This is a genomic window from Halostagnicola sp. A-GB9-2 (assembly GCF_030068615.1).
GTDB lineage: Archaea > Halobacteriota > Halobacteria > Halobacteriales > Natrialbaceae > Halostagnicola.
The window spans coordinates 75,341-99,206 of the sequence record NZ_JASJOC010000010.1 but is presented as its reverse complement, the minus strand read 5'-3'; the positions used below and the strand labels follow the sequence as shown (position 1 = coordinate 99,206).

At 55.9% G+C, this 23,866-nt stretch carries 13 protein-coding genes and 1 pseudogene; 6 read left to right on the top strand and 8 right to left on the bottom strand.

Annotated elements, in window-relative coordinates; translation table 11 throughout:
• Positions 1 to 65 precede the first annotated feature (65 nt).
• The 3 genes from QNM96_RS18710 to QNM96_RS18700 all read right to left on the bottom strand — a co-directional run bounded on the left by QNM96_RS18710 (position 66) and on the right by QNM96_RS18700 (position 9,726).
• A complete protein-coding gene (locus QNM96_RS18710; protein ID WP_283838266.1) occupies positions 66 to 602 on the bottom strand; it encodes a plastocyanin/azurin family copper-binding protein in 537 nt (178 codons plus the stop codon).
• Positions 603 to 1,063: 461 nt separating this feature from the next.
• Positions 1,064 to 5,095 (bottom strand): family 16 glycoside hydrolase, encoded by a 4,032-nt coding sequence (locus tag QNM96_RS18705; protein WP_283838265.1) that lies wholly within the window; start codon positions 5,093 to 5,095, stop codon positions 1,064 to 1,066.
• A gap of 1,376 nt (positions 5,096 to 6,471) precedes the next feature.
• The gene (locus QNM96_RS18700; RefSeq protein ID WP_283838264.1) at positions 6,472 to 9,726 is read right to left on the bottom strand and encodes a malectin domain-containing carbohydrate-binding protein; all 3,255 of its coding nucleotides are present in this window, start codon (positions 9,724 to 9,726) and stop codon (positions 6,472 to 6,474) included.
• A gap of 696 nt (positions 9,727 to 10,422) precedes the next feature.
• On the opposite strand from QNM96_RS18700, the gene QNM96_RS18695 reads away from it, so the two are divergent.
• A complete protein-coding gene (locus tag QNM96_RS18695; protein WP_283838262.1) occupies positions 10,423 to 12,189 on the top strand; it encodes a family 16 glycoside hydrolase in 1,767 nt (588 codons plus the stop codon).
• Between the two features lie 694 nt (positions 12,190 to 12,883).
• Here QNM96_RS18695 and QNM96_RS18690 read toward each other — a convergent pair.
• Positions 12,884 to 13,900: a hypothetical protein gene (locus tag QNM96_RS18690; protein WP_283838260.1), complete on the bottom strand. Its 1,017-nt coding sequence runs from the start codon at positions 13,898 to 13,900 to the stop codon at positions 12,884 to 12,886.
• A 217-nt stretch (positions 13,901 to 14,117) separates the two neighbouring features.
• Between QNM96_RS18690 and QNM96_RS18685 the strand changes: the two are divergent.
• Positions 14,118 to 14,285, top strand: a pseudogene (locus QNM96_RS18685) (twin-arginine translocase TatA/TatE family subunit); the annotation flags it as partial.
• Between the two features lie 223 nt (positions 14,286 to 14,508).
• Here the strand turns inward: QNM96_RS18685 and QNM96_RS18680 are convergent.
• The gene (locus QNM96_RS18680) at positions 14,509 to 15,732 is read right to left on the bottom strand and encodes an aminotransferase class V-fold PLP-dependent enzyme (RefSeq protein WP_283838259.1); all 1,224 of its coding nucleotides are present in this window, start codon (positions 15,730 to 15,732) and stop codon (positions 14,509 to 14,511) included.
• 123 nt (positions 15,733 to 15,855) lie between these two features.
• On the opposite strand from QNM96_RS18680, the gene QNM96_RS18675 reads away from it, so the two are divergent.
• On the top strand, positions 15,856 to 16,608 hold the full coding sequence (locus QNM96_RS18675; RefSeq protein ID WP_283838258.1) for an IclR family transcriptional regulator: 753 nt from the start codon (positions 15,856 to 15,858) through the stop codon (positions 16,606 to 16,608).
• A gap of 334 nt (positions 16,609 to 16,942) precedes the next feature.
• Here QNM96_RS18675 and dgoD read toward each other — a convergent pair whose 3' ends face one another.
• Positions 16,943 to 18,094: a galactonate dehydratase gene (gene dgoD, locus QNM96_RS18670; RefSeq protein WP_283838256.1), complete on the bottom strand. Its 1,152-nt coding sequence runs from the start codon at positions 18,092 to 18,094 to the stop codon at positions 16,943 to 16,945.
• Positions 18,095 to 18,539: 445 nt separating this feature from the next.
• Here dgoD and QNM96_RS18665 point away from each other — a divergent pair, with 445 nt between their 5' ends.
• Positions 18,540 to 20,363 (top strand): multicopper oxidase domain-containing protein, encoded by a 1,824-nt coding sequence (locus QNM96_RS18665; RefSeq protein ID WP_283838255.1) that lies wholly within the window; start codon positions 18,540 to 18,542, stop codon positions 20,361 to 20,363.
• 43 nt (positions 20,364 to 20,406) lie between these two features.
• On the opposite strand, the gene QNM96_RS18660 is transcribed toward QNM96_RS18665, so the two are convergent.
• Positions 20,407 to 20,859 carry a GAF domain-containing protein gene (locus QNM96_RS18660; protein WP_283838254.1) on the bottom strand — a complete coding sequence of 151 codons (453 nt, stop codon included), beginning with the start codon at positions 20,857 to 20,859 and terminating at the stop codon, positions 20,407 to 20,409.
• 622 nt (positions 20,860 to 21,481) lie between these two features.
• Between QNM96_RS18660 and QNM96_RS18655 the strand changes: the two genes are divergently transcribed.
• Entirely contained in the window at positions 21,482 to 21,610 is a 129-nt protein-coding gene (locus tag QNM96_RS18655) for a hypothetical protein (protein ID WP_283838253.1), read from the top strand.
• A gap of 41 nt (positions 21,611 to 21,651) precedes the next feature.
• On the opposite strand, the gene QNM96_RS18650 is transcribed toward QNM96_RS18655, so the two are convergent.
• Positions 21,652 to 22,413, bottom strand: a complete 762-nt coding sequence (locus QNM96_RS18650; RefSeq protein WP_283838250.1) for an IclR family transcriptional regulator — start codon at positions 22,411 to 22,413, stop codon at positions 21,652 to 21,654.
• Positions 22,414 to 22,889: 476 nt separating this feature from the next.
• Here QNM96_RS18650 and QNM96_RS18645 point away from each other — a divergent pair, with 476 nt between their 5' ends.
• Positions 22,890 to 23,801, top strand: coding sequence for a CoA ester lyase (locus QNM96_RS18645; protein WP_283838248.1), 912 nt, complete (start codon positions 22,890 to 22,892; stop codon positions 23,799 to 23,801).
• The last annotated feature ends 65 nt before the right edge of the window (positions 23,802 to 23,866 follow it).

Genomic DNA, 23,866 nt, shown 5'->3' with positions numbered 1-23,866 from the left:
CGGTATATCGATGCTGAAAAATGCGTTAATCGCCTTTCCGGTTGCCCGACGACTAGGGGTTTTGCTTATTCGATCTGGATCTCGCCGACCATTGCGCTAGAGTGGGGTTCACAGACGTATTCGCTCATCTCGGACGTCGCTTCGATCTCAAGCGTTTGTTCGTCGCCGAGGTTTCGAGTGATTTCCGTTCCGTAGTCTCGGACAGTATCACCGTTGTCATCTCGTACGACGATATTGTGCGGACCTGCATCGTCGTTTTCCCACGTGAGATCGTACTCATCGTCCTCGAAGAGAATCAACGTCGGATTTTGAACGTCGGCGATCATCTCAGGCTCTACGCCGACCCAACCGGAGGCGTCACCGAGCAATTTGATCGATTCAACGTCTTCCCACTCAGCCGGGTCGAGATCTTGTTCTACTTCACCGTTATCGTCGCCGTTGTCCTCGCTTTCGTTGCCGTTCTCATCGTCGTCACCGTTTGTTCCGTCACCGTTTTCCTCATCAGCTTCGTCGTCGTCATCAAGACATCCTGCTAGAAACGCTACAGAAGTGATTCCTCCAGCGAGCTTCAATGCTGTACGGCGAGATGTATGCTTAGCCATCAGTAAATTACCAGCATTCGTGGATAATAAACGTTTTGTTGTGGCTGGGCCCGGTTTAGCGGTGAGAATCCGGCACCGTGAGCGTATCCGTCAGCGTTCTGTTTAGAAAAGGAAGTAACACGAATTACCATTCAAAACCACCATTAGCGATTAATCATGATATTGGTTATTGATATGAGATAACATACGAAAAGAGTGTATGATAGCCATATATAACTACCGTAGAGAGTATATATCTGTAGTTACTAAAGTAAAATACTCTCTCATTCAGCATGTACGTACCAAGGAAAATTAGGAAAAAGAATTTATAGAGATATATAACCGGATTGAAGAACCTACTACGCCTGTAGTTACATTATCTGTAATTTTAGCAATATCGCGCTCACATTCGGATTCTTATGTATCTTATATTGTATTACAGAGAACGTCTCTTATAACGAAGAGATTCTTCGAGGAATCTCTTAAACTACTTCGATTTCACCGATCATCAATCCCGCGTGAGGTACACAGACGTACTGAGCCATCTCAGCGGTCGCGACGAACTCGAGCCACTGGTCTTCGTCGGGGTCGTTCGTCATTTCGGTAGACAGATCGTCGACGACGGCGCCGTCTCCGTCCCTGATTTCGACGTTGTGAGAGCCACCGTCGCCTGTCGTCCAGCCGAGTTCGTACGTTTCACCTTCGGCGAGGGTCAGCGTAGGATTCTCCTCGCCGTCGATTTCCTCGGGCGCGATACCGATCCATCCAGCCGTCTGGCCGTCGAGTTCGATGGCCGTGCCCGGTTCGATCGCTTCGTCCGGAACCGTGCCCTCGTCCTCGTCGCCGTCCTCGAGTTCGTCCGATTCCTGCGGGCGGACCCACGTGTTACGGAACTCCACATCGCTTCCGTCCTCACGAAGCCGAAGCGGCTGTTCGCCGTGGGGCTGATACGACTCGAGAGCGCCCTCGCCGTTCGGTCCGTCGACTTCGAGGCGAGTCTGGACGGCTACGCCGTTCAACAGCGCCGTCACCTGTGCCGGCTTCTCGAGTTCGCCGTCCTCGAACCGAGGAGACTGCCAGAGAATTTCGAGTTGTTGCCACTCGCCGGGTTCTCGAACCGCGTCGTGATGGGGCGAGGCCTGGTGGGTGTAGGCGCCGGCCCATTCGTCGGGCTCGACGGGGTTTTCCCACGTATCCACGATGTTGATTTCGTAGTCGCCCATCATCAGGACGCCGCTCGAGCCGCGTTGGGTTCCTTCATCGTCGACGTCCTCCGGGGTACGGTATTCGACGTGGAACTGTGCGTCACCGTACTCGTCGTCGCTCTCCCAGTCGCCCTCGCCCGACTCGAGTGTGAACGCGTCGTCGATGAGGATATCGGCGTCTTCGGGCGGCTCGCCCGTCGTTCCGAATCCTCCGGGCTCGACCTGTTCGGGCTCCTCCCAACCGCCGCCGGACGTATCGTATTCGGGAATCTCGTCCGGGTGCTCGCGGTCCTCGACTGGCCGTTCGGGGAGGTCGCGATACCAGATGTTCCGGAAGTGAACGTGGTCGTCCTCGGCACCGTGGTCCTGCAAGGCAAAGGGCACCTCCTCGAGGAACTCGCCGTCCTCATCCTGCGGGTGTCCGAACTCGTCGTCGTCGAAGTCATAGAGCGTGTCGTACCAGACGGGCCCCGGGATGTCGAGGTGCATCTGGACGGCCACGCCGTTGAAAAACACCGACGTCTGCGGATATCGAACCACTTCACCGTCCTCGAATCGGGGACCGCGCCAGATAATATCGAACTCTTGCCACTCTCCCGGCGGACGGATCGGCAGATCGAGCGGGGCGCTGCCGCCTCCCTCCTCGGCCATGTAGTACGATCCGGCGTACCCGCTCGGATAGGTCGGGTTGTCGTAGCTCTGGAGGATCTGGATCTCGTACGTCTCCATCATGAAGACGCCGCTGTTTCCTGGCCCCTGGCCCTCGCCCTCGAGACCCTCGGGAACGCGCCACTCGAGGTGGAGGTGGACGTCGCCCATCGCCTCCTTGGGCCGAAGGTCGCCAGTCCCGAGCTCAACTTCGAAGTAGTCGTCGTGTTCGATCCACTCGGCATCCTCTCCGTCGGGGTAATGTTCCCAGTCATCGAGCGTGGCGTCGTCACCGTTCCAGAGAACCGTCGCGTCCGCCGGCGGATCGCCGCTGAGCCCGCTTGCACCGGGTTCGACGCGTTCCGGAACCTCCGCTTCCGGTGAATCGCCCTGATATTCGATCACGTGGATTCCTGAATACATTCCCATCGTGACGAGTCGACCGTCCGGCAGAAGGTCCATGTCGTACGCGCCTTCGATGGGGTTGTCGGGAAGGAATTCGTCGATCTCGAGGCTTCCGTCTTCATTGTAGGTGAAGTAACGAATAACGTCCTCGTTGCTCGGGTTCATGAAGAACTGTTTTCCCTCGAAGTACGGATCGAGGGCACCATCTCCGTAGTCGTCGGAGTAGCGGTAGGCAATGCCCGCGTCAGCCGAACCGCCAGCGTCCAACTGCGGCCAGGTGGTTTCACCGGGTCGTGGCATATCCGCCCAAGGGGAAACATCCTCGTACGTTTCGAAGTTCTGGGGATGCCAAGCGAGTGCCGGTGTCACGTTCGGAATGTTCTCGATACCGGTGTTGTTCCGCGACCGGTTGCGGAGATTGTCAAACCAGAACGGCTGTCCCGGCTCGCCGGCCTCGAAGTCGTACTGCCGGTTCGGGTAGTATCCCTTGAAGAACGGATAGCCAGCGTTGCCCGGCTTGTCGAACAAGTGGTAGGTCGCCTGACCCACCGTTCCGAGATTCGAATCCCACTCGGTCGCGTCGTTGCCGTAATCACCGATGAACAGGAATCCGGTGTGATCGTCGACGGTGATCGTGAACGGGTTTCGAAGCCCCATCACGTAGAGTTCCGGGAGGAACTCCTCGTCGTCGTACGCCTCGCCGGTTTCTCCTTCCCACCATTCTTTGAGGTTTCCATCCGGGATCTCGTAATCACCGTCATCCGTGGGCGTGATCCGCAACACGCTCCCGCGCAGATCAGCCGTATTTCCGGAGGTCCGCTGCGCATCAGAGACGGCCGCAGGCCGGCCACCGACGTGGCCCTCGCGTTCGTCGGTCATCGACCAGTTGACTTCGTCGTCGGGCGCGCCAACGTTGTTGGAGTCGTCGCCCGTCGTGATATAGAGGTCGCCCTCGGGCCCGAACTCGAGATAGCCGCCGATGTGACAGCACGTCTCGAGCTGGAGTGGAATTTCGATGATGACTTCCTCGGACTCCGGATCGAGAACGTCCCCGTCCATTTCGAACCGGGAGACTCGCTGGAGCATCGTCGTGATGTCCTCGTGATACGGATTGTCGACGAGGTCGAAATCCTCGCTGGAGGGATGGTAGTAGACGTACACGTAGCCGTTTTGCTCGAAATCCGGGTCGATAGCGACGCTCTGACCGCCGAGTTCGCGGGCGTTCCCCCCCGTTATCTCCTCGGAACCGACGATGACGTCGAGTTCGAGCGCGACTTCATGCTCGCCGGTGTCGGGGTCGACGTAACAGACTTCGGCGACGTCGTCCCCGTGGGCAACGAAATCGGCACCGCGGCCAATGTACCAGATTTGGCCGTCAGGATCGACTTCCATCGCCATCGCTTCGCCGCTCGCTTCCTGACCGAGGTCGTGGACGTCGTAGTTAGCCCAATCGGTGGCTGCGTCTGCATCGGCTTCCCAGTCGTGCTCGCGGTGCCAGAGGACCTCATCGTCGACTTTCCCAACCGTCAGCGTTGCGCTCCGTTCGTCGTCTTCGGTAGCGACGATGACGGTGTACTCACCCGGCTCGAGTTCACTCGTATCGACGCCTTCAAACGTGACGGTATCACACTCGCCGGATTCGAGGCAAAGATCCTGTGAATCGACGATCTCATCGTCGATGAGCAGCGAAATTTCCTGAGATGCCTCGACGTTTCCGACGTTAGTGATCGTCACGCTGATGTCGACGGATTCCCCCTGGTCGACCGTCGTCTCCGAGAGCTCGAGGGTGTCCACCTCGAAGACCGCTTCTTCGGGCGCGCCGACATCGATGTCGCCCTCCATATCTTCCGGGTGTGGTTCACAGAGGTACGTCGACATCGCTTTGGTCGCCGTAAACTCGACGGTCTCCGTCTCGCCCGACTCCGAGATCCCGTCGGATGCGATGAGTTCCTCACCGTCGTCATCTACGATTGCGAAGTTGTGAAAGACACCGTCGGTATTCGTCCACTCGAGCGTGTACGCTTCGTCTGCAACTACCGAGAGATCTGGATTCGTTTCTCCTTCTATCGCCTCCGGCGAAACCCCCACCCACGCGTACTCGAGATCTCCGTCATCTCCCGGTGGTCCGGCGTGATCCGGCGGTCCAGCGTCGTCCGGTGCGTTGGCATGGTCCGGTGGTCCGGCGTGATCCGGTGGCCCTTGTCCGTTCTCATCCTGTATGGCTACTGCTTCGAGTTCGATTGTGTTAGTGCTCATTATCTTGTGTCGTTACTGACTCGAGTCTCCGATTGCGATTCCTAATCCGTTCACACCAGTGGCCGGTCGCCCATCGAAACGCGTCGCTGAGGGGAGTTTTCCTCCCTGGATAACCGGCAGCAAACTATTAGTAGTTACTATCCCTCGACTGATTTTGTCTCTCATGGTCCCATTCCAACAGTACTATCGAGAGCATATTATAAATAATTAACTACTAATATACTGAATAGTATTGATTTGGTTACATCAACTACTAGCAGTTGATTTGGCTAGTCCAGCACCAGTTCCGGAGTATTTTCGTCCGCTAGTAGTGCCGGCTATCGGTATCTCTCGGTCGTAATCGCGTAATCTCATTCCAATCGACTAACGAGTACATCGGCGGGACGATCACTCGTCTAGGCGCGGTAGTCAGTTCGCGATCCTCGCTGGCTGAATTTTTGCATTCGACGTAGCTCCAGGTCCCGTAGATGGGTTATTTTATTAAGCCACTCGCCGCGTTTTACGTTGGAATTGGCGTTCCCAAACGATGGAGTTCCCGTGACGTACGTGATACGAGAATAATGATAGTCAACGGCGATCTTAACGGTTTGGATGAATTTGGGCCGGGAGCGTAGACAAGATCGTTCAATGGAAGGAACCGACCCATTGGCTCCTTCGACGGACCGACGATAGCCGGAAACGCTCCAGTTCTGGCTAGTAATCCTCGCTGTCGTTTCACGAAACATACCGTCGTGAGGCGGAACGGGGCAATCACTGTTTCACCGGAATAACCGAAAACGCGGCCATATAGAAGTATATCGCGGTCGTATTCTGCTACGAATCAGTATCGTTTCACCGGACCAGGAAAGCGAACGATGGAACGTGTTATGTAAATATCTATGTTTATATTCAGTGAGTGAATATCACAAACACGATACGGAACACCACATATTACAATTACAATTGTATATTTGTAATGGAAAGCAATCCTGTTCCTTCATGGACGGTCAAAATCCCCTACATATTGAGTATACTTATAGTGAATGATTTTGTCAGAGATACATACGAGGAAAACACCTTACAGCGAGAGTTTGAACACTCCTCGGTAGAGTTTGTCGTGGTCAATCAGCTGTTGTGCGTGGGAATGAAGCGAAATTCGAATCGACAATGTCTCCTCGAGTTTCGCTGGAAGAAAGAACTCGTAGAACGCGACTGGTGTGCGGATGTTGGGAAGTCAACCACGATCTGAACGCGGTTCCTATCCGGTAGTGGTTATCCGTGCGTTCTCCCGTTCACCAGTGACGTTTCCGTTTTCCGTTCCGTTCGTATCGGTCACGTGTGCCGTTTTCCGTGCGCAAAATTGTGGCGTCAAGGAATGCCGACGGATCCTCGTTCAGCTAGTCCACCTCGATATCACCCTGCATCGATTGGGGGTGAGGCTGACAAACGTAGGCAGCCATCTCCTCGGTCGCCGTGAATTCGATAGTTTCCGATTCGCCCTCGTACGGCGTCCCTTCGGACGAGAGTATCTCTCCGCCGCTATCGTCCTCAATAGCGAAGTTGTGGAAGACGCCGTCGACGTTCGTCCACTCGACAGTGTACTCCTCCCCAGCGATCAACGAGAGGGTTGGATTCTCCTCACCTTCGATTCCCTCGGGCGAGACGCCTACCCACCCATCGGTACTCCCTTCGAGTCCGATTCCGTCGCCGTCGTCCTCCGGTTCGTCGTCGCTATCGCGGATCTCGATCCCGCAGAACATCGTCGCGTCGGCGTGGGAGACCGACTCGATCGACAGGGTCCCGTCGTCGACTTCGACGCCCTCAACGATGTGGGAAACCGCGATTCCGGTGTCCCCGGCCTCCACATAGATGTCGAACTCCTCGAGGACCGTCTCGCCCTGTACCAGTACGTCGAAGACGCGCTCGCCGACTCCATCCTGACCGCCGATTTCGGCCCAGTGCAACGTCACGTCGTACGTTCCGTTCTCGAAGTCGAGTTCAAAGGAAAGGTCCTCCGCCCACAACTCCGTCTGGTAAAGAGCGTCGTAGTCAGTGTCCTCGATCGAGCCGTACGAGTCGGAGCTGTCCTCCGCGGTCGCCGGCGGATCGAACCAGGATTCGTCGGCAAACTCACCGTCTTCATCGTAACTCGCCGATAGCTGGGGGACGCCGTCGACATCGTCGATGGCTTCAAACTCGAGATCGTCGATGACCACCGGCGTCTCCGAACCGGGATTTGACGGGTCGCCGCCTGCGTTCATCCCGTACGGCGCCGACAGCGGATCTTCGGGTTCGGGCTCGGGCTCCCCGTCGGTCATGTACTCGATGAGGTGTATCCCCCCGTCGTCACCGGTGAAGCTTCCGGGGGTGGAGTCGTAGTCCATCAAGACGAGCCGTCCGTCGGGCAACACCTCCATATCGGTCGGCGTCCCGAAGTCGTGACCCGGGAGGAACTCCTCGATGTCGAGCGTCCCGTCCTCGTTGTACGTGAAGTACCCCATCCAACTGTCGTTGTACGGTGCCAGTACGAACTGTTTCCCTTCGAAATACGGGTCGAGAGCGCCCTCGTCGAAGGAATCGGAGTACCGATAGGACGGGCCTGCGTTCGCCGAACCGAGCGCCGGGATCTCCGGCCAGGTCGTTTCGCCTCGCCGCGGCATCTCCGCCCACTCGGGGACGTCTTCGTACGTCTCGTAATCCTGGGGGACCCAGACCAGCGCCGGCGTTGCGTTCGGAACGTTTTCGATACCGGTGTTGTTCGGCGATCGATTCCGGAGATTTCCGGGCCAATGGGGCGGACCCGACGTCCGGGTTTCGAAGTCGTAGTAGCGATTCGGATAGTACCCCTTGAAATACGGGAATCCGGCGTTAGCCGGTTCGTCTAACAGGTGGTACGTAGCCTGTCCGACTGTTCCGAGGTCGGGATCCCAGCTCGGCGCGTCGTTTCCGTAATCGGCGACGAACAGGAACCCGGTGTGTTCGTCGACGTGGACGACGTACGGATTCCGGAATCCCATCGCGTAGATCTCCGGGAGGATCTCGTCCTCTCCGTACTCTTCGTCGGTCTCTCCCTCGTACCATTCGTTGAGATTCCCACTGGGGATCTCGTAGCCGCCGTCCTCCGTGGGTTCGATGCGCAGTACCTTTCCGCGGAGATCTGCCGTGTTTTGTGACGTCCGTTGGGCGTCGGAGATCGCGGCCGGACGATCGTTTACGTACCCTTCGCGTTCATCTCCCGTGAAATGATGAATCTGAGGGGTGTCCTCGGACGGAACCCCATCCTGATTCGTGTCGTCGCCGGTCGTTACGTAGAGTTCGCCGTCGGGTCCGAATTCAAGGTAGCCACCGATGTGACAGCAGCCGTCGATCTGCAGGGGTATCTCGAGGATAACCTCTTCGGAGTCGGGATCGAGGACATCGCCGTCCATCTCGAACCGCGAGACGTACTGGAGCATCCGCGTGATGTCCTCGTGGTACGGACTGTCGACGATCTCCATGTCTTCGCTCGAGGGATGGTAGTAGACGTACACATAGCCGTTGTCCTCGAAGTCGGGATCGATCGCGACGCTCTGGGCGCCCAACTCTCGAGGCGCGGTCCCGTTGCCGTGATTCGCCGGCGTATGATCGGTGCCGCCGACGATCACATCGAGTTCGAGCGCGATCTGTTGCTCGTCAGTGGCGGGGTCGACCCAGCCGACTTCGGCCACGCCGTCACCGTCGGACGAAAAATTCGCACCGCGGGTTACGTACCAGACCCGACCATCGGGATCAACGTCAATCGCCATCAGGCTGTCAATGTTGGATCCGACTTGTCTGGTGTGGTAATTGTCCCAGTCGATGGCTTCGGACGGATTCGTCTCCCATTCGTGATCGCGGTGCCAGAGCACCTCGGATTCTTTTGCCTCGACGGTGAGCGTCCCCTCCTGTGAGTCGTCGTCGCTGGCGACGGCGTAGGTGTACTCGCCTTCTTCGAGGTCGCTCGTGTCGACGTCCTCGAAGGTGACGGTGTCCTCGGCACACGCCTCGAGGGTCAACTCCTGGGAGGCGACGGTCTCGTCGTCGAGAATGAAGGTAATCTCTTGCGTGCTTTCGTAGTCGTCGACGTTCGTGATCGTGGCCGAGACGTCGAGAGTGTCACCCAGTTCGACGGTCGCCTCTGCGGGGTTGAGGCTGCTCACCTCGAAGACGGCTTCTTCAGGAACGCCTACGTCGATACCACCCTGCATGTCGTCGGGATGAGGGTCGCAGCGGTACTCGGTCATCTCCTCGGTTGCGGTAAACTCGACGGTCTCCGTTTCTCCCTCCGTTGCGGTCCCCTCAGACGCGAGGGCCTCGTCACCGTCGGCGTCCGCGATTGCGAAGTTGTGGTACACGCCGTCGGTATTCGTCCACTCGAGGGTGTACGATTCACCCGCAGTCAACGAAAGGGTCGGATTCGTTTCACCTTCGATTTCCGCCGGTGACACGCCGATCCACGCGTACTCGGCGTCGCCATCCTCGTCCGGCGGCCCGGCGTGATCCGGCGGACCAGCATGATCTGGTGGCCCTTGTCCGCCCGCGTGATCTGGCGGCCCCGCGTGGTTCGGTGGACCGTGCCCGTTCGTGTCGTCCTGTACAGTTACTGCTTCGAGTTCGATTGTGTTGTTAGCCATCGTCCTGTGAGAGTACTACGCCGCATCGAACCGTGTAGTTACAATGCCCATGCCCTTGGTGATCTACCGGTCGCGTTCGCGCTCGAGAGTCCGACTCGGTTGGCTTCTCGCGACTCCCGGTTGAACGATCGATACTGTTGTTCAGTGGACCGCATCGGTTGCCTTTGTCTCTCATGCTACTATCCGATAGCAATATCGAGAGCATATTATAAATAATTAACCGAGAATGTAATGTATATAGTAAATTAGTTCTATAGGACAAGTGTCAAGCGGGTTTATCCACGTTCTGTGGCGGAAGAATGTATCGCGATATATCCTTCGAACGGTATCGTCGTCTCTCCGTTTTCTCGACGAATTTTCGGTCGGTTGGTTTCCTTCTCACTCGTCGTCGAAGCAGTTTGGACCGCGAATGAATACGATACGACGGCCCATCGTGACGAGTCACCGTGAACATCGGATTGGTGTCGAACAAAGCGTCCGAGAAATAGAACCCACTAGCTATCCATTTCGAACCGTATTTGCGAGATTCGGCGGTAATCGTACTCAATTATTGTGGCTGGTTGCAATCTCCAGAGAAGCCCGTTATCCAAATATCTCTCTTCGCTCACCAAAACAATTAAGATGTTAGTTGGTAACTGTTACTCTATGCCACGAAAGTCAAGAAAACAGAATAGTCCAGATACTAGTGGGTTCAATGTGAATCGCCGCCAGGTCCTCCAGAGTATCGGCGCGACAGGTGTCGCGAGCGCCGTCATGACGGGATCGGCGTATACCCGCAGTAGTCCACAGACTGTCCAGCAGTTGCAGGCCGATCTCACTGACTTGGACCCCAACAGAGAAATTCCGACCGGCTCCCAGTTCTTCTCGTTCAACGAACTCGAGGGGTACTCGAACGCCGACCTGATCCATCTGAGCGCCGACGCGGGGCTGGATACGTACGAGCCGCCCTCGATCGACGACGCCGATGCGATGCTCGAAGCTCAGAACGAAACGGGCGTGTACATGAGCAGCGTCCACATCGATATCGAGGACGTCGAAGCGGATCCGGAAGGGGTAGCCGAGACCTACGAGCAGTTTGCCCACGAGGGCGACTATCCCGCCCTCATCGATCCGTACTACGGGGGCGAAGCGTTCTGGTCCGACGAGGATAACGTCCGCGAGTTCGCCGAGCGCGTCAACGCGGTCGCCGACGAGATGGCCGATCACGGCTTCGAGTTCGGCTACCACAACCACGACTTCGAGTTCCAACGCATCGGCGACGAGTACGCCTACGACATTTTCGCCCAGGAGGTCGAAGACCATGTCCACCTCCAACTCGACGTAGCGTGGGTGTTCGCCGGTGAGGAACGGCCGGATCCGATCGATTACATCCTCGAGTACGGCGATAAGATCCGATCGCTGCACATGAAAAATTGGGAGGCCGACGACTCGCGGACGCACGGCGTGGGCGAGCGAGGTAATGGCTCACTGACGGAGATCCACGAAGGAGATCTCAGCATGCGCTCGATCGCTACCGCAGCACGCAACGCCTCGAACGTCGAGTACCTCATCTACGAGTACGACAACTCGCCACAGCCCTACGACTCGTTCGAGTACGCCGGCGAGTGGCTCAACGAGGTCAACAGTCCGTGGCGGCCAGACGGTATCCCGGGCATTCCGGGCGGGACGGTTCACCCCGCGATAGCCGAAGCCGAGTTGGACGGCGACTGGATCGATCTGTTTGACGGCGAGTCACTCGACGACTGGACTCCCAAGATTCAGGGGTACGAAGCCGGCGAGGACCCCTTCAATACCTTCCGAGTCGAAGACGGGTTGCTCAAAGTCCGGTACGACGAGTACGAAGACTTTGAAAACGAATTCGGTCACCTATTTTACGACGACGAGTTCTCCCACTACGTCCTCCACGCCGAGTGGCGATTCCCCGAGGGCGAACAGCAGGTGGACGGCGGTGCGGCGTGGGCCTACAAGAATAACGGACTGATGCTTCACGGCGAACTGCCGAGCGAGATGGGAATCGACCAGGACTTCCCCCGTTCCGTCGAGTACCAGCTCGTCGGACCGAACGAAGACGGGTCGGACCGACCCCTCGGCGACGTCTGTACGCCTGATATGCAAGTAGAGGATTTGGACGGTGACCTCGTCGATGCCCACTGTTGGCACGAGACGACAGGCGATGCGCTGTACGCCGAAGAGACCTACGACGGTCACGATTGGGTGAGTACAACCGCCGTCGTTCGCGGGAATGAACTTGTCCAACACATCATTCGTGACCAGGGCATCGTCCTCGAGTATCAAAACCCACAACTGGAAGCCGATGGCACGATTATCGACGAGGGGACAATCTCCGTCCAGTCCGAAAGCCACCCCACCGATTTCCGGACGATCGAAGTGCTCGAACTCGATCCTGACGATGAGTTCGAACTGGGCGAGATTCCAGAGGAAGCACAACGTCTGGTCGAGTAACGCTCACCCGATCACTTCCACACCCACCCTACTCAGCTTGATCGAGTTGTCTTTTGCATCGATAACCCACCGAGTGCTGTGAACATCTCGAGGGACACCGCGGCGCTCACGTGGTAGGCTCAGCGCGGAGAAATAATCGCACGAAGTGCTCTTTGACCGGCGTTCTCGCTGTGGTATGCACCGCGGTGAAAACTTTCCCACAGTTCAGCGGACGCGTTGTCTCATCCGTTTAGAACCCCTCATTGAGAGTCGACCGATTCGTACTCGACCGGACGAGGAACTCGTTACTGCGGATCGGCCTGTTCTACGCTCACTTGGACAATTACGCTGATATGGCGGATGTCTCCGCTATCGCCTCCAACGAAAGCCGTTTCCCACCGCTGCGTCATGAGGGGTCTCTCCGTTGTCGCGCCGCTGTCAACGCGTTCAGCCGCTCGAGTGCTGTCTCACCAAAATCAGGGATGCCGTTCTTGAAGACTTCCTCTTCGAGTATCTTGATGTCACCGTCACACTCTGTCTCTACGGTTCGGTTTACGGAGGGACGTTGTTTCGGTTCGGTCGATCAACGAGCGCTCCCAGCGTGTCGGCCGCCAACCGTGACTGGATTGCAGTCTTCGATCGTAACCGCAATTCACTCTATTGGCACTTACTTATCATACACAATCGATTCGCCACGCAAAAACAGTCCGAACCGCTAGTTAGCGATTTTCGCTGGATGTGCCTCGGCGTCCGGAATGCCGGGAATCCCGTCAGGGTCCCATGGGTGGTTTATCTTATTGAGCCACTCGCCGGCGTACTCGAACGAGTCGTAGGGCTGCGGCGAGTTGTCGTACTCGTACACGAGGTGATCGACTTGGGATGCCCTGCGCGCGGCGGTCGCGATTGCGCGTTGGTTTAAATCGCCCTCGTGGATCTCCGTGAGAGCACCGTCGGCTTCGGACCAGTTTTTCATGTGCAACGATTTGATCTTGTCGCCGTGTTCGACAATATAGTTGAGCGGATCAGGACGATCGACGCCCGCATAGACCCACGCCACGTCGAGCTGGATATAGACGTGATCTTCGATGTTCTCGATGAACACGTCGTAGGCTCGTTCGTCCGCATCGTCGAGGTACTCGAACTCGAAGTCGTGGTTGTGGTAGCCGAATTCGAAGTCGTGTTCGGCCATTAGGTCCGCGGCCGCGTTGATGCGCTCTGCGAGTTCGATAACGCTTTCTTCAGTATCCCACTCATTTCGGATCGCAGGCTCGATGAGCGGCGGATTGCGGCCGTCGACGGAGAATTGCTCGTAGGTTTCGGCCATCCCCTCCGGATCGTCCTCGATATCGTCAATACCCACGTGTGCGCTACTCATGTAAAGACCCGTCTCGTTTTGGGCCTCGAGCATGGCGTCGGCGTCGTCAATCATGAACGGTTCGTACGAATCGAGCCCGGCATCGGCGCTCAGGTGAATTAGATCGGCGTTCGAGTACCCCTCGAGTTCGTTGAACGAGAAGAACTGGGAGCTGGTCGGGATTTCTCGCTCCTGATCCAGTTCTTCGAGGTTGGCCTGCACTCGCCGGATGTTTCGGGAATTGGTTCCGCCATGAACCGAGCCAGTCATGACGGCGCTTGCGACACCCGTCGCGCCGATACCCTGGAGAACTTGCCTTCGTTTGACGCTGAAATCGTCGCCGTCTTGACTATCCTGTTTGCGCGTCTTTCGTGCCATGAAGTAACAAATACCAACGACCGACTTAATTGTTTTGGTGATATTACCGTCACCTTCACACAAACTGGTCCCGAGCGAATACAACCCCTGCGACGACTTTCCGTGTCGCTTCGGGTAGCTAAACGGTATCGAGAGACTTGGGCCGTGTGCGAAGATGTTTCAAAAGAGTATCTATTCGCGGAAAATTACTATCAGTGGCGGACGTTCCCAACTGTTGATGAATGCGACAGCGATTCCACTAGTCATCCCAGGCGGAACGGAACTTCTGATCGCATTGGCTATCGTGATCCTGCTATTCGGTGCGAGGAAACTACCACAGTTAGCGCGCTCAACAGGTGGGGCGATAGGTGAGTTCCGGAAAGAAAAAGTAAAGACCGAAACAGAGTACCGGAGATGAGAACGGACGGAACCGCCAACGGACGATTGACGACTGACACCGAGGAGTTGAATACGAGTGTGGACAGATGAGTGCCCGTACTTTACTGAGTCCAGCGGTCGAATTTTGCGATCTGGGTGGTCAACGTAACGCACCTCGGCGGTGATGGCAGAACGCACCGTTTCGGCGTGTATAACGAACACTGATAGCCGAAACCGATTCGCGAGACCGATCAGGTAGACTCTTCTGAACCGAGCAGCGAATCGAACCCCTCGAGTACGTACTCGACTTCGTCGTCGCGAAGACACATCGGATTGATCGTGAACTCGTTTGCATGCAGGCGATCCGCGCCGACGAATATTCTGGGGTCTTTTTTCCGTAACGATTTCACGAGCTCCGTCGCCGTACAGTCCGTCTGATCCGAATGGACCGTAACAATCGCTTCTGGTGCAACCGACCTGTCCTCAGAGTCGCTCAGACGAGTTTCGAGACCATCTACGGTGGCCAGTTCGTTCGCGATCCGTTTTGCGATTTGACGCCACTCGAGTTCGTTTCGCTCGTGGTTCTCTTCGGCAAAGAGCTCGAGCGCTTTAAGTACTCCCGCGAGCTCTTCTTTGCCGACTTTCGTCGATCGACCGATTCCCTGTCTCGGTATCCCGTCCAGTTTGTCGGCATTGATAAGTTCGGGTGGCGGTGACCAGATAGTATCTTCGACGTGCATGTCGAGTTGTTGAAGGGCGACAGACTCGATCAGATCGTGTCGGCCGGCCATAATACCGGTCGTCTGTGGGCCGCGGATCGCTTTTCCGCCGCTGAAGACGACGAGGTCGGCACCCGCTTCGATGAACCGCGAGAGGTTCGTGACCGGCGGAACTTCGGCTGCGGCATCAACGATGACCGGGATGTTGTTCTCGGTGGCAAGTGCTGTCACCTCCTCTAGAGGCGGTTGTGTGTATGATTTCTGGAGGTATCCGATCGCAACCGTTTGAGCGGAGATCGCCGCTTCGATCTCCCACAGCTCGACATTGGAAGAGCCGGTTCCGAGATGATAGTCGTTCGTCCCGACGTCGACGATGGTTGCACCGGCAGCACGGAACGCGTGATCGTATCCGGTTCGGTGCGTTCGTGGCATCACGATTTCGTCGGCGATGCCTTCCGTATTCGGCAATCGATTCATCACCCCGAGATCATCGCCAGCGATAGCGGCCGCCGCTCCGAGCAAGAGGGCCGCACTGGCTCCGCTCGTCACGTACCCGGATTCAGCGCCCGTTATCCTCGCGATACGCTCGCTCGCACGAGCCTGAAGGTCCGATAGTCGAACGAACGAACCAGACATCGCTTGCATCGCTTCGAGTGCTTCCTGGCGTATCACACTTCCACCGATTCGGGTTTTGGTCCCGGCAGCGTTGATGACTCGGGGAACGTCGAGTTCGTCACAAATATTCGAAGTAGCCATATCAATCCGTATTTCGTGATACTAGCAACTGAATATAAAGGAACCGATGCACGCTAACAGTTCGTCGAAGGCGGTTGTTTCGACATCGTAAACGCTTATTAGTTCGATAGTTATTACCATCCTATGAACAAGGAGAATCAAATGGAAACGATCGAAGCGACGAAAACGACGTTCCGTATTTTGCAGGTACTGATCGATAACAGGGAACCACTCGGCGTTACTGAACTTGCCAGCCGCACAGACATCCACAAAAGCACGGTATACAAACACCTGTATACGCTGCGTAAACTTGGATACGTCGAGAAGAAAAACAGTAAGTACAGACCGTCTATTCGTTTCGTCGATTTCAGCCATCATGTCACAGAGCATGAGACGATGATCCAACCGATTGAATCGCTTATCGACGACCTTGCTGACACGGTTAACGAGACGGCGGGCCTCGTGATCGAACGGAACAATGTAGCGGTTGATGTCTACGTCACACGGAGTCAACCAGAACGCGATACAGCCTCCCACAATCGGCGTTTTCTCCACTGTAGCGCCGCTGGTAAAGCACTGCTCTCGGAGTGGTCTCCGGATGCGGTCAAACAGTACGTTACCAGCGAGGAGTTACCGGCGATTACCAACCAGACGTTGACCGAGCACCAGACCCTCCTGGACGAAATTTCCCGCGTCCGTGATCACGGGTTCGCATTCGATCGTCAGGAGCAGTACCAAGGAGTCAACAGTGTCGCGACTAGCGTCACACATCCCGATTTTTCCGCCGCTGTGTACGTCTCAGGAAAACCCGACGAACTCTCTGGAAAACGGTTCAAAGATATTATTCCCGGCACCCTCCAGAGTACAGCCCGAAAAGTCGAATCCAGCTTCGCGTAGCTTCGTTTTGAAAACGGTTGGCTCCTGCCTCCATGACCCTTGTTTACACTGACGAAACACGGTCGTCTCGCCACATATTTTTTACACACATACGGATATAAAGGAGGCCCTAATATTGTGATGAGACAACAAAGACCATGTATATAATACCCATTCATGATAGCATTGGAATCATTGTGTTTCGGCAAGCGAAACAGTTTCGAGTACGTTCTTCGACCACTATACCGAGACGATCGAATGCGAAGTCATGGGACAAGGAAAATAGATCTGCAATCGACGAACACGATCGGCGTAGGAGCGTAGTCCTGCTCTACTGGCCACCGCTCAGTGGCAGTCACCAATCGGTTATACTCCCGTCGTCTCGCCGCCAAACTGGATTGTGCCAGTCCAAGTTCTCTCTCGCTTTTTCGCGGACCGAAGATTCGTCGATTTCGATCCCGAGCCCCGGCCCCTCCGGAAGATCCAGATAGCCGTCTTCGAAATCGCAGATGAACGAATCGGCGAGGTAATCGTCCGCGGCGCTTTTCGGCGTTGTGCGGCTGTCGAACGCGTGGTCCTGAATCAGCAAATTCGGGGCGTACGCATCGACCTGCAACGACGCGGCGAGTGCAATTGGCCCGAGCGGACAGTTCGGTGCGATCGCCACGTCGTGTGCCTCGGCCATCGACGCGATTCGAACGAGTTCCGAAATGCCCCCAGCGTGGGAGACATCCGGCTGGACAACGTCGATCCCCCCTCTCTCGAAAAGCGGCTTGAAGTCCCACCGAGAGTACAGCCGCTCGCCCGTAGCCAGGGGGGTAGTCGTATGTGTCGCGACATCCGGGAGATGCTCGAGGTTCTCGGGTAAGACCGGCTCTTCGATGAACAGCAGATCACAATCATCGAGAGCCTTTGCGAGGCGCTTGGCCAGTGATTGTGAAACCCGTCCGCGAAAGTCGACTCCGATATCGACGCTCTCCCCAACCACGTCTCGAACGTGTTCGACTCGAGCGACGACCTCTCGCACCACCTCCGGAGGCTCAATGTGTCGTGCCTGCGTAACAGCGTCCATCTTCACTGCCGTGTAGCCGGCATCCACTAATCGCCTCGCTTCTGCCCCGACTTCCTCGATCCGATCGCCGCCAACCCACTGATAGACACGGATTCGGTCTCGACTTGGACCCCCGAGAAGTTCGTAAACGGGGACCTCGAGTTGTTTTCCTTTGAGGTCCCAGAGCGCTTGATCCACACCTGCAATCGCGCTCATCAGTACCGGTCCACCACGATAAAAGTTCCCACGATACATCGCTTGCCAGTGATCTTCGATTCGGCGAGCGTCCTTCCCGAGGAGATAACTGTCCATAATCTCGTCGACGGCTGTCCGAACCGTCCGCGCTCGTCCCTCAACGATTGGTTCTCCCCAACCGACGAGCCCGTCGTCGGTTTCGATCTTCAGAAAAAGCCACCGCGGCGGAACTTCAAACAATTCGTAATCTGTGATCCGCATACCTGTCATCCGTTATGGATCGTAATAAAACTCTTCGTACGAATCCGGGTTCAAGGGTTTGATTGATATTTATTGTCTGTTTCTACTACGCGTACTTTGGTCAGATAACACCTCGGTCGTACTTACAACAACCACCGCAGTGGGTCGGTCAGTGATACAGCCGAGACTAATAGATCCTGACTGAATATCTTGCTTATATTCGGTCCGTATCATAAAGTTTTATTTTGGTTGCGACCTACCTAACACAGGTAGTGTTAAATAATGCCACACAATTTTCGAAACCGACGGTTCGACATGAATAGACACGACAGTTCGCGAATCACCCTTTCGAATCGTATTATCGGGGGTAGCACACCCGGGTGCGAAAATTGGACAGGTGATCTGAGAGATTCCGCAACCTCTCGGTCGCGCGGTCGGCTTCCGTCAGCGCAAAACGAGGGCGACAATGAGTAAACTAACGAGACGTCACGTGCTCCAAACCGGCGCAGCTCTCGGAATTACGGGAGTCATTTCACAGGGTTCACCAGTAGCGGCGACGACGGCATTGCCCTCTCTCGAGAAATTCGTCCAACCGCTCCCGATTCCGGAGCAACGAGAGCCCGACGAGGAACGCGACGGAATAGATCACTACGAAATTCCGATAACGGAGTTTACCCAAAAACTACATCCTGATCTCCCGGAGACGACGCTGTGGGGATACGACGGCGTCTTTCCGGGGCCGATCATCAAGAGTCAACGTGATCAACAGGTGAACGTTTGTTTCGATAACAGCGCCCTTCCGGAGGAACATCTCTTCGAAGTTGACGACCGAATCGATGGAACGAGTCCCGAAGACTATCCTGACCAGTACGACGTTTCAGACGTTCCGGAGGTCCGAACGTCGACCCATTTGCACGGACTCAACATCGAACCCGAAAGCGACGGTCAGTCTCTGGCGTGGACGTCCCCCGCAGGAGTTACCGGACCAATGTACGAAAAAGACGTTCAGGAAGTCCCAAACCACCAGGCGAGACTATCAGGGGTGTATCACGACCACGCGCTCGGTATCACCCGTCTCAACGTGTACGCCGGTCTCGCTGGCTTTTACTTCATCGAGAGCGAAGCGGAAACGGAACTCGGTCTGCCGGAGGGCAAGTACGATATCCCGTTGCTCTTGCAGGACCGAGCGTTCAACGAGGACGGGTCGCTCGAATACCCGGACAGGTTCGTCGCGGATTACGCCGGCGACACGGCGGTTGTCAACGGAGCCGTCTGGCCGGAACTGGAAGTCGAGCCGCGTCGGTATCGCTTCCGGTTGGTCAACGGATCGAACGGGCGCGCCTTCAATCTCAGATTGGAACACGAGTCCGACGAATCCGTTCCGACGATGTACCAGATCGCCCCCGATCAAGGGTTCCTAGAGTCCGTCGTTTCGATCGGGTCGGACGAAGACCTCGATTCGCTCTTACTTACGACGTTCGAGCGCGCGGATGTCGTCGTCGACTTTTCCGAATACGCGGGAGAAACGTTCACCGTTACAAACGATGCCGAGTGGCCCTACATGGGCCAAAACGATGGAAGTGATCTCGACGAATTGCTCCAGATTCGAGTCACCGATCCGAGCGAGGAGCCGGCGGATCCGAGTGCAAATCCGACGGAGATAGATCTCCCCGGATTCGACGGCTTCGACGAAGACGACGTCGCGGAGACTCGGCACATGACGATGAACATGGCCCTCGAGGACGGATTGGGTATTAATCTACTCAACGATTCGCGGATGTTCGACGAAGACGCGGTCGTCGAACCGGAGCTCGGATCGACCGAAATATGGGAACTCGAGAACGGAACGAGCCATACGCATCCGATCCATCTCCACCTGGTCGGGTTCGAAGTAATCGGACGCGGGCCGGACGGGACCGACGACCCCGATCCGAACGAACGAGGGGAAAAGGACGTCGTCCGAGTCGAACCGGACGAAACCGTTCGAATCATGACTCGCTTCGAGAATTTTACGGGCAGGTACCCCTGGCACTGTCACGTCCTCGAACACGAAGACCACGATATGATGCTTCCGTTCGAGGTCGTCCCTGCAGATGATGAAGATGAAGGGCATCCGGAACCACCCGATCAGCCAGGCGAATGCGGTCCGCCGGACCACGCGGGCGAGCAAGGTCCGCCGGATCATGTAGGGGAACAAGGACCACCGGATCACGCGGGCGAGCAAGGACCACCGGATCATGCAGGGGAACAAGGTCCGCCGGATCATGCGAGTGGGAGCGGACGTACGTAAGCGGACAGAAAACGACAAATCTGTTTCCGACCCAAATCACTAGTTACAGACGGTCTGCGATCTGCGTGCCGATCTGCATCAACTGTTCGCGTTCAGCAGTCGTAAATTCGTATGTGTCGGGTTTGGCAATTCCAATCGTTCCCACAAGTTCGCCGTCCGAACTGATAATCGGCGCAGCGATAGAGCCCTCCATTCCAGTGTCTCGCGCACGGGATTCAGCGACGCCCGAGTCGTCCGTTTGTAAGTTACAGACTTCCACCGGTTCCATGCGCTCCGCCGCAATCCCCGCCATCCCTTTGCCGATCGGGATCGTTTTTGTCCTCGCAAGAACGGACTCCGGGATACCTTTGTGGGCGATGAGGTTCAGACTGTCTCCTTCTTTCCGATGGAGCGTTCCAGAAGTACAGTCGAACTCCTCGATAGTTTCGTAAAGTTGCGCCGTCAGTTCCTCGTCTCCGTCCGATACCTGGGTAGCGCCGTTTCGTTCATCATTCATCGGTGATGTGTGATAGTCTGAGTTCAACTCACTTGAGTTTTGTGAGAGAGGATTGGATACCCCAAGCCTGGGACGGTCGAGGTAAAACGCCTTCATCGGTGACCGGGTACGTGTCCACTGGTCGAGTACGCACTCGAAATCCGCTACGGCGAATCCGGCGTACGGAGAATTTGATAGATGGGTTTCAATAGTACGCACAATGGGTATTGTCTATATATTACAATACAACACGATCAGAGCTGATTCTTGCTATCGGATGATTTGAATAGGGGTCAATCCGGTCGCCACCTTTCTGCGTAGATATACCGAGCGACAGGAAATCCAAACCGTTCTGGACTCGTCGGAAACAACCAGTAAATATCCCTCTACCGGCTCATATGGGTGATGACTTCAACTGTCCGATCGAATCGACATCGAAAAGCCGTTCTACATTCTTACAAATCGGCTGACTGTACTCACTACTCGTGGGTTCCAATCGGGCAAACTTCGAAAGTGTTCTTGGTAGAAACGCACACTACTATATCGTGAAATTTCGAATTGATCACGTATCAAATAGACTCTCAACGGTTACAATCTGAACGGTGATTCAAACGCTGGCGTCGATGGGATAACAGAGAGACGGTTGCCCCTCGAGACGCCCTCCAGTCCCGAGGGGCCCGCGAACGAGGCAACTAACCCGGAAGCGGCGACCGTCCAGGCGGTGATGGTCATCCAACGAGGAGACGGAAACGCGACGGCGATGGGACCATAGTGTTCGGCTTCCTGTTCACGATGGGGACCCGCACAGACCGTTCACACGTTGTACTTGTTAAGTTCGATAACATTCGCCGTTCGGCAGAGTTGATCAACGATCTCGTTCGTCTCCCACTCGTCGTCGATGCGTGCGGTAGGTGCCGAGATGCTAATCGCACCAATCGTCTCCGGGTTGAACCGGATCGGAACAGCAATACAGCGAAGCCCTTCGAGACGTTCTTCGTTGTCGACGGCAAACCCGCGTTCGGACGTTCGGTCTAATTCCTCGAAGAGTTCGTCTCGAGACGTTATCGTTTGCGGCGTCACAGAGGGGAGTCCGTGTTGGTCGATGATTTCGTTGACGCGCTCGGTGGCGTAGTGTGAGAGTATCGCCTTTCCGAACGCCGAGCTGTGCATGTGGTGCCGACAGCCGATGTACGTATCGAGGTCGACGGCCTGATCACCCTTCGCTCGACTCAGATAGACGCCTTTTCCGTCTTCTTCGACGACGAGGTGGACCAGCTCACCTGACTCGTCGGCTAACTCCGTAATTTTCGGCCTGGCAACCTTGTAAACGTCCATCTCACTTCGGATTTGACATCCGATGTCGAGAAATTTGAGGCTGAGACAGTACCTGTTCCCCTGCTTGACAACGTACCCGTGCTCCTCGAGCGTACTGAGATGGTTGTGAACGGCGCTTTTTCCCATATCGAGTTCATTGGCCAACGAGGTAACGCGTGTCCCACCGATCCGGCTGAGTGTTTCAATAATGATTAATGATTTCTTGGTCGTTTGGACGGGGTGTTTGGCCGGTTCTCCCATACACAAGGTAGATTATTTGCAGATCAATAAATCTTGTTCTATTATTGAAAACAAATCGGAGTTCGTCGGTCAGTCAAGCGATTTGATCTGGGGTACCGATGCTGGAATTAGGGAATGGGGAATCGAATACGCATCGTTACTGTTAGCTATTATTCTTATATAGAGAACGGTCTAACGGGGTCGATCCTATCATGCATCATGCCGTCTAAGATGCAGACTGCACCGCGAATACTGTCGATTTCGAAGAAACACCGAAGGCCGGATATTTTACAAAGGTACGGTCGTAAGTAGAGTGGTCCTTTTAACGGATTCCAATCTGTTCTGGAATAGGGAATAATGAGCAGACCGTTTTCCCCCTCGTCCGATAGACAGGACCAAGAGGAGTCGCTTCAACTTCAAAAATCACGGAGTAAAAAATAGAGCGAAAAGATACTTTTAATAGATATCACGTCTCTTACTTAGATGGTAATCCGATAATGTCCGAGTTAACACTTCGACGAACGCAGCTGGCGACGCCAGCGAGCGACGTGAAAATGATGGAGAGCGCGGCTTCGAGTAATGCCGACGAGGTATTCCTCGACCTCGAGGATTCGGTAGCACCCAACGAGAAGGCCGAGACCCGAGATCCGCTCATCAACGCCGCGAACGAACACGATTGGGGTACCACGGTCCTGTCGTATCGAATCAACGGTATCGACACGCAGTGGTGGTACGACGACGTCATCGAGGTCGTGAGTGGGGCTGGAGAAAACATCGACGACATCATCGTCCCGAAGGTCAAAAGCGCGAGCGATATCCATACCGTCGAGAATCTGCTGGTCCAAGTCGAACGGAACAACGGCCTCGAGGTCGGCGAAATCGGACTCGAGCCACAGATCGAAGACGGCGAGGGGATACACAACGTTCACGAAATCGCCCACGCTTCAGACCGGCTCTCGAGCGTGATCTTCGGTCCGGGCGATTACTCGGCGGCAATGGGAACACCGGGGCTCGACATCGGACAATTTCCCGAGTATCCGGGCCACTACTGGCACCACGCCCTCTCGCACATCAACGCCGCGGCGAAAAGCGCCGGACTCCCGTGTCTCGATGGCCCGTACGCGGACATCGAGGACGATGAAGGCTTCCGTCAATCCGCCGAGAGTGCGAACATGCTCGGTTGTGACGGCAAGTGGGCGATCCACCCGAGTCAGATCGAAATCGGAAACGAGGTCTTCGCCCCCGATCCGGACGTGGCTGACCGCGCACAGCGCATCGTCGATGCCTACGCCGAGGCGATGGACGAAGGGAGAGGTGCCGTAAAGGTCGACGGACAGATGGTCGACGAGGCTACCAACAAAATGGCCAAAGAGATCGTCGAAACCGCCACCGCCGCGAATATCCTCTGACGGTCACGGTCCAATCCTCTACCGGCCACAATCGCCGCGACAATCGAATCTCGACGATTACCTTC

Coding starts and splice junctions, on each gene's coding strand:
- QNM96_RS18645 (WP_283838248.1), top strand. CDS start 22,890: ATGTCCGAGTTAACACTTCGACGAACGCAGCTGGCGACGCCAGCGAGC.
- QNM96_RS18650 (WP_283838250.1), bottom strand. CDS start 22,413: ATGGGAGAACCGGCCAAACACCCCGTCCAAACGACCAAGAAATCATTA.
- QNM96_RS18665 (WP_283838255.1), top strand. CDS start 18,540: ATGAGTAAACTAACGAGACGTCACGTGCTCCAAACCGGCGCAGCTCTC.
- QNM96_RS18675 (WP_283838258.1), top strand. CDS start 15,856: ATGAACAAGGAGAATCAAATGGAAACGATCGAAGCGACGAAAACGACG.
- QNM96_RS18705 (WP_283838265.1), bottom strand. CDS start 5,095: ATGAGCACTAACACAATCGAACTCGAAGCAGTAGCCATACAGGATGAG.
- dgoD (WP_283838256.1), bottom strand. CDS start 18,094: ATGCGGATCACAGATTACGAATTGTTTGAAGTTCCGCCGCGGTGGCTT.
- QNM96_RS18700 (WP_283838264.1), bottom strand. CDS start 9,726: ATGGCTAACAACACAATCGAACTCGAAGCAGTAACTGTACAGGACGAC.
- QNM96_RS18690 (WP_283838260.1), bottom strand. CDS start 13,900: ATGGCACGAAAGACGCGCAAACAGGATAGTCAAGACGGCGACGATTTC.
- QNM96_RS18710 (WP_283838266.1), bottom strand. CDS start 602: ATGGCTAAGCATACATCTCGCCGTACAGCATTGAAGCTCGCTGGAGGA.
- QNM96_RS18680 (WP_283838259.1), bottom strand. CDS start 15,732: ATGGCTACTTCGAATATTTGTGACGAACTCGACGTTCCCCGAGTCATC.
- QNM96_RS18660 (WP_283838254.1), bottom strand. CDS start 20,859: ATGAATGATGAACGAAACGGCGCTACCCAGGTATCGGACGGAGACGAG.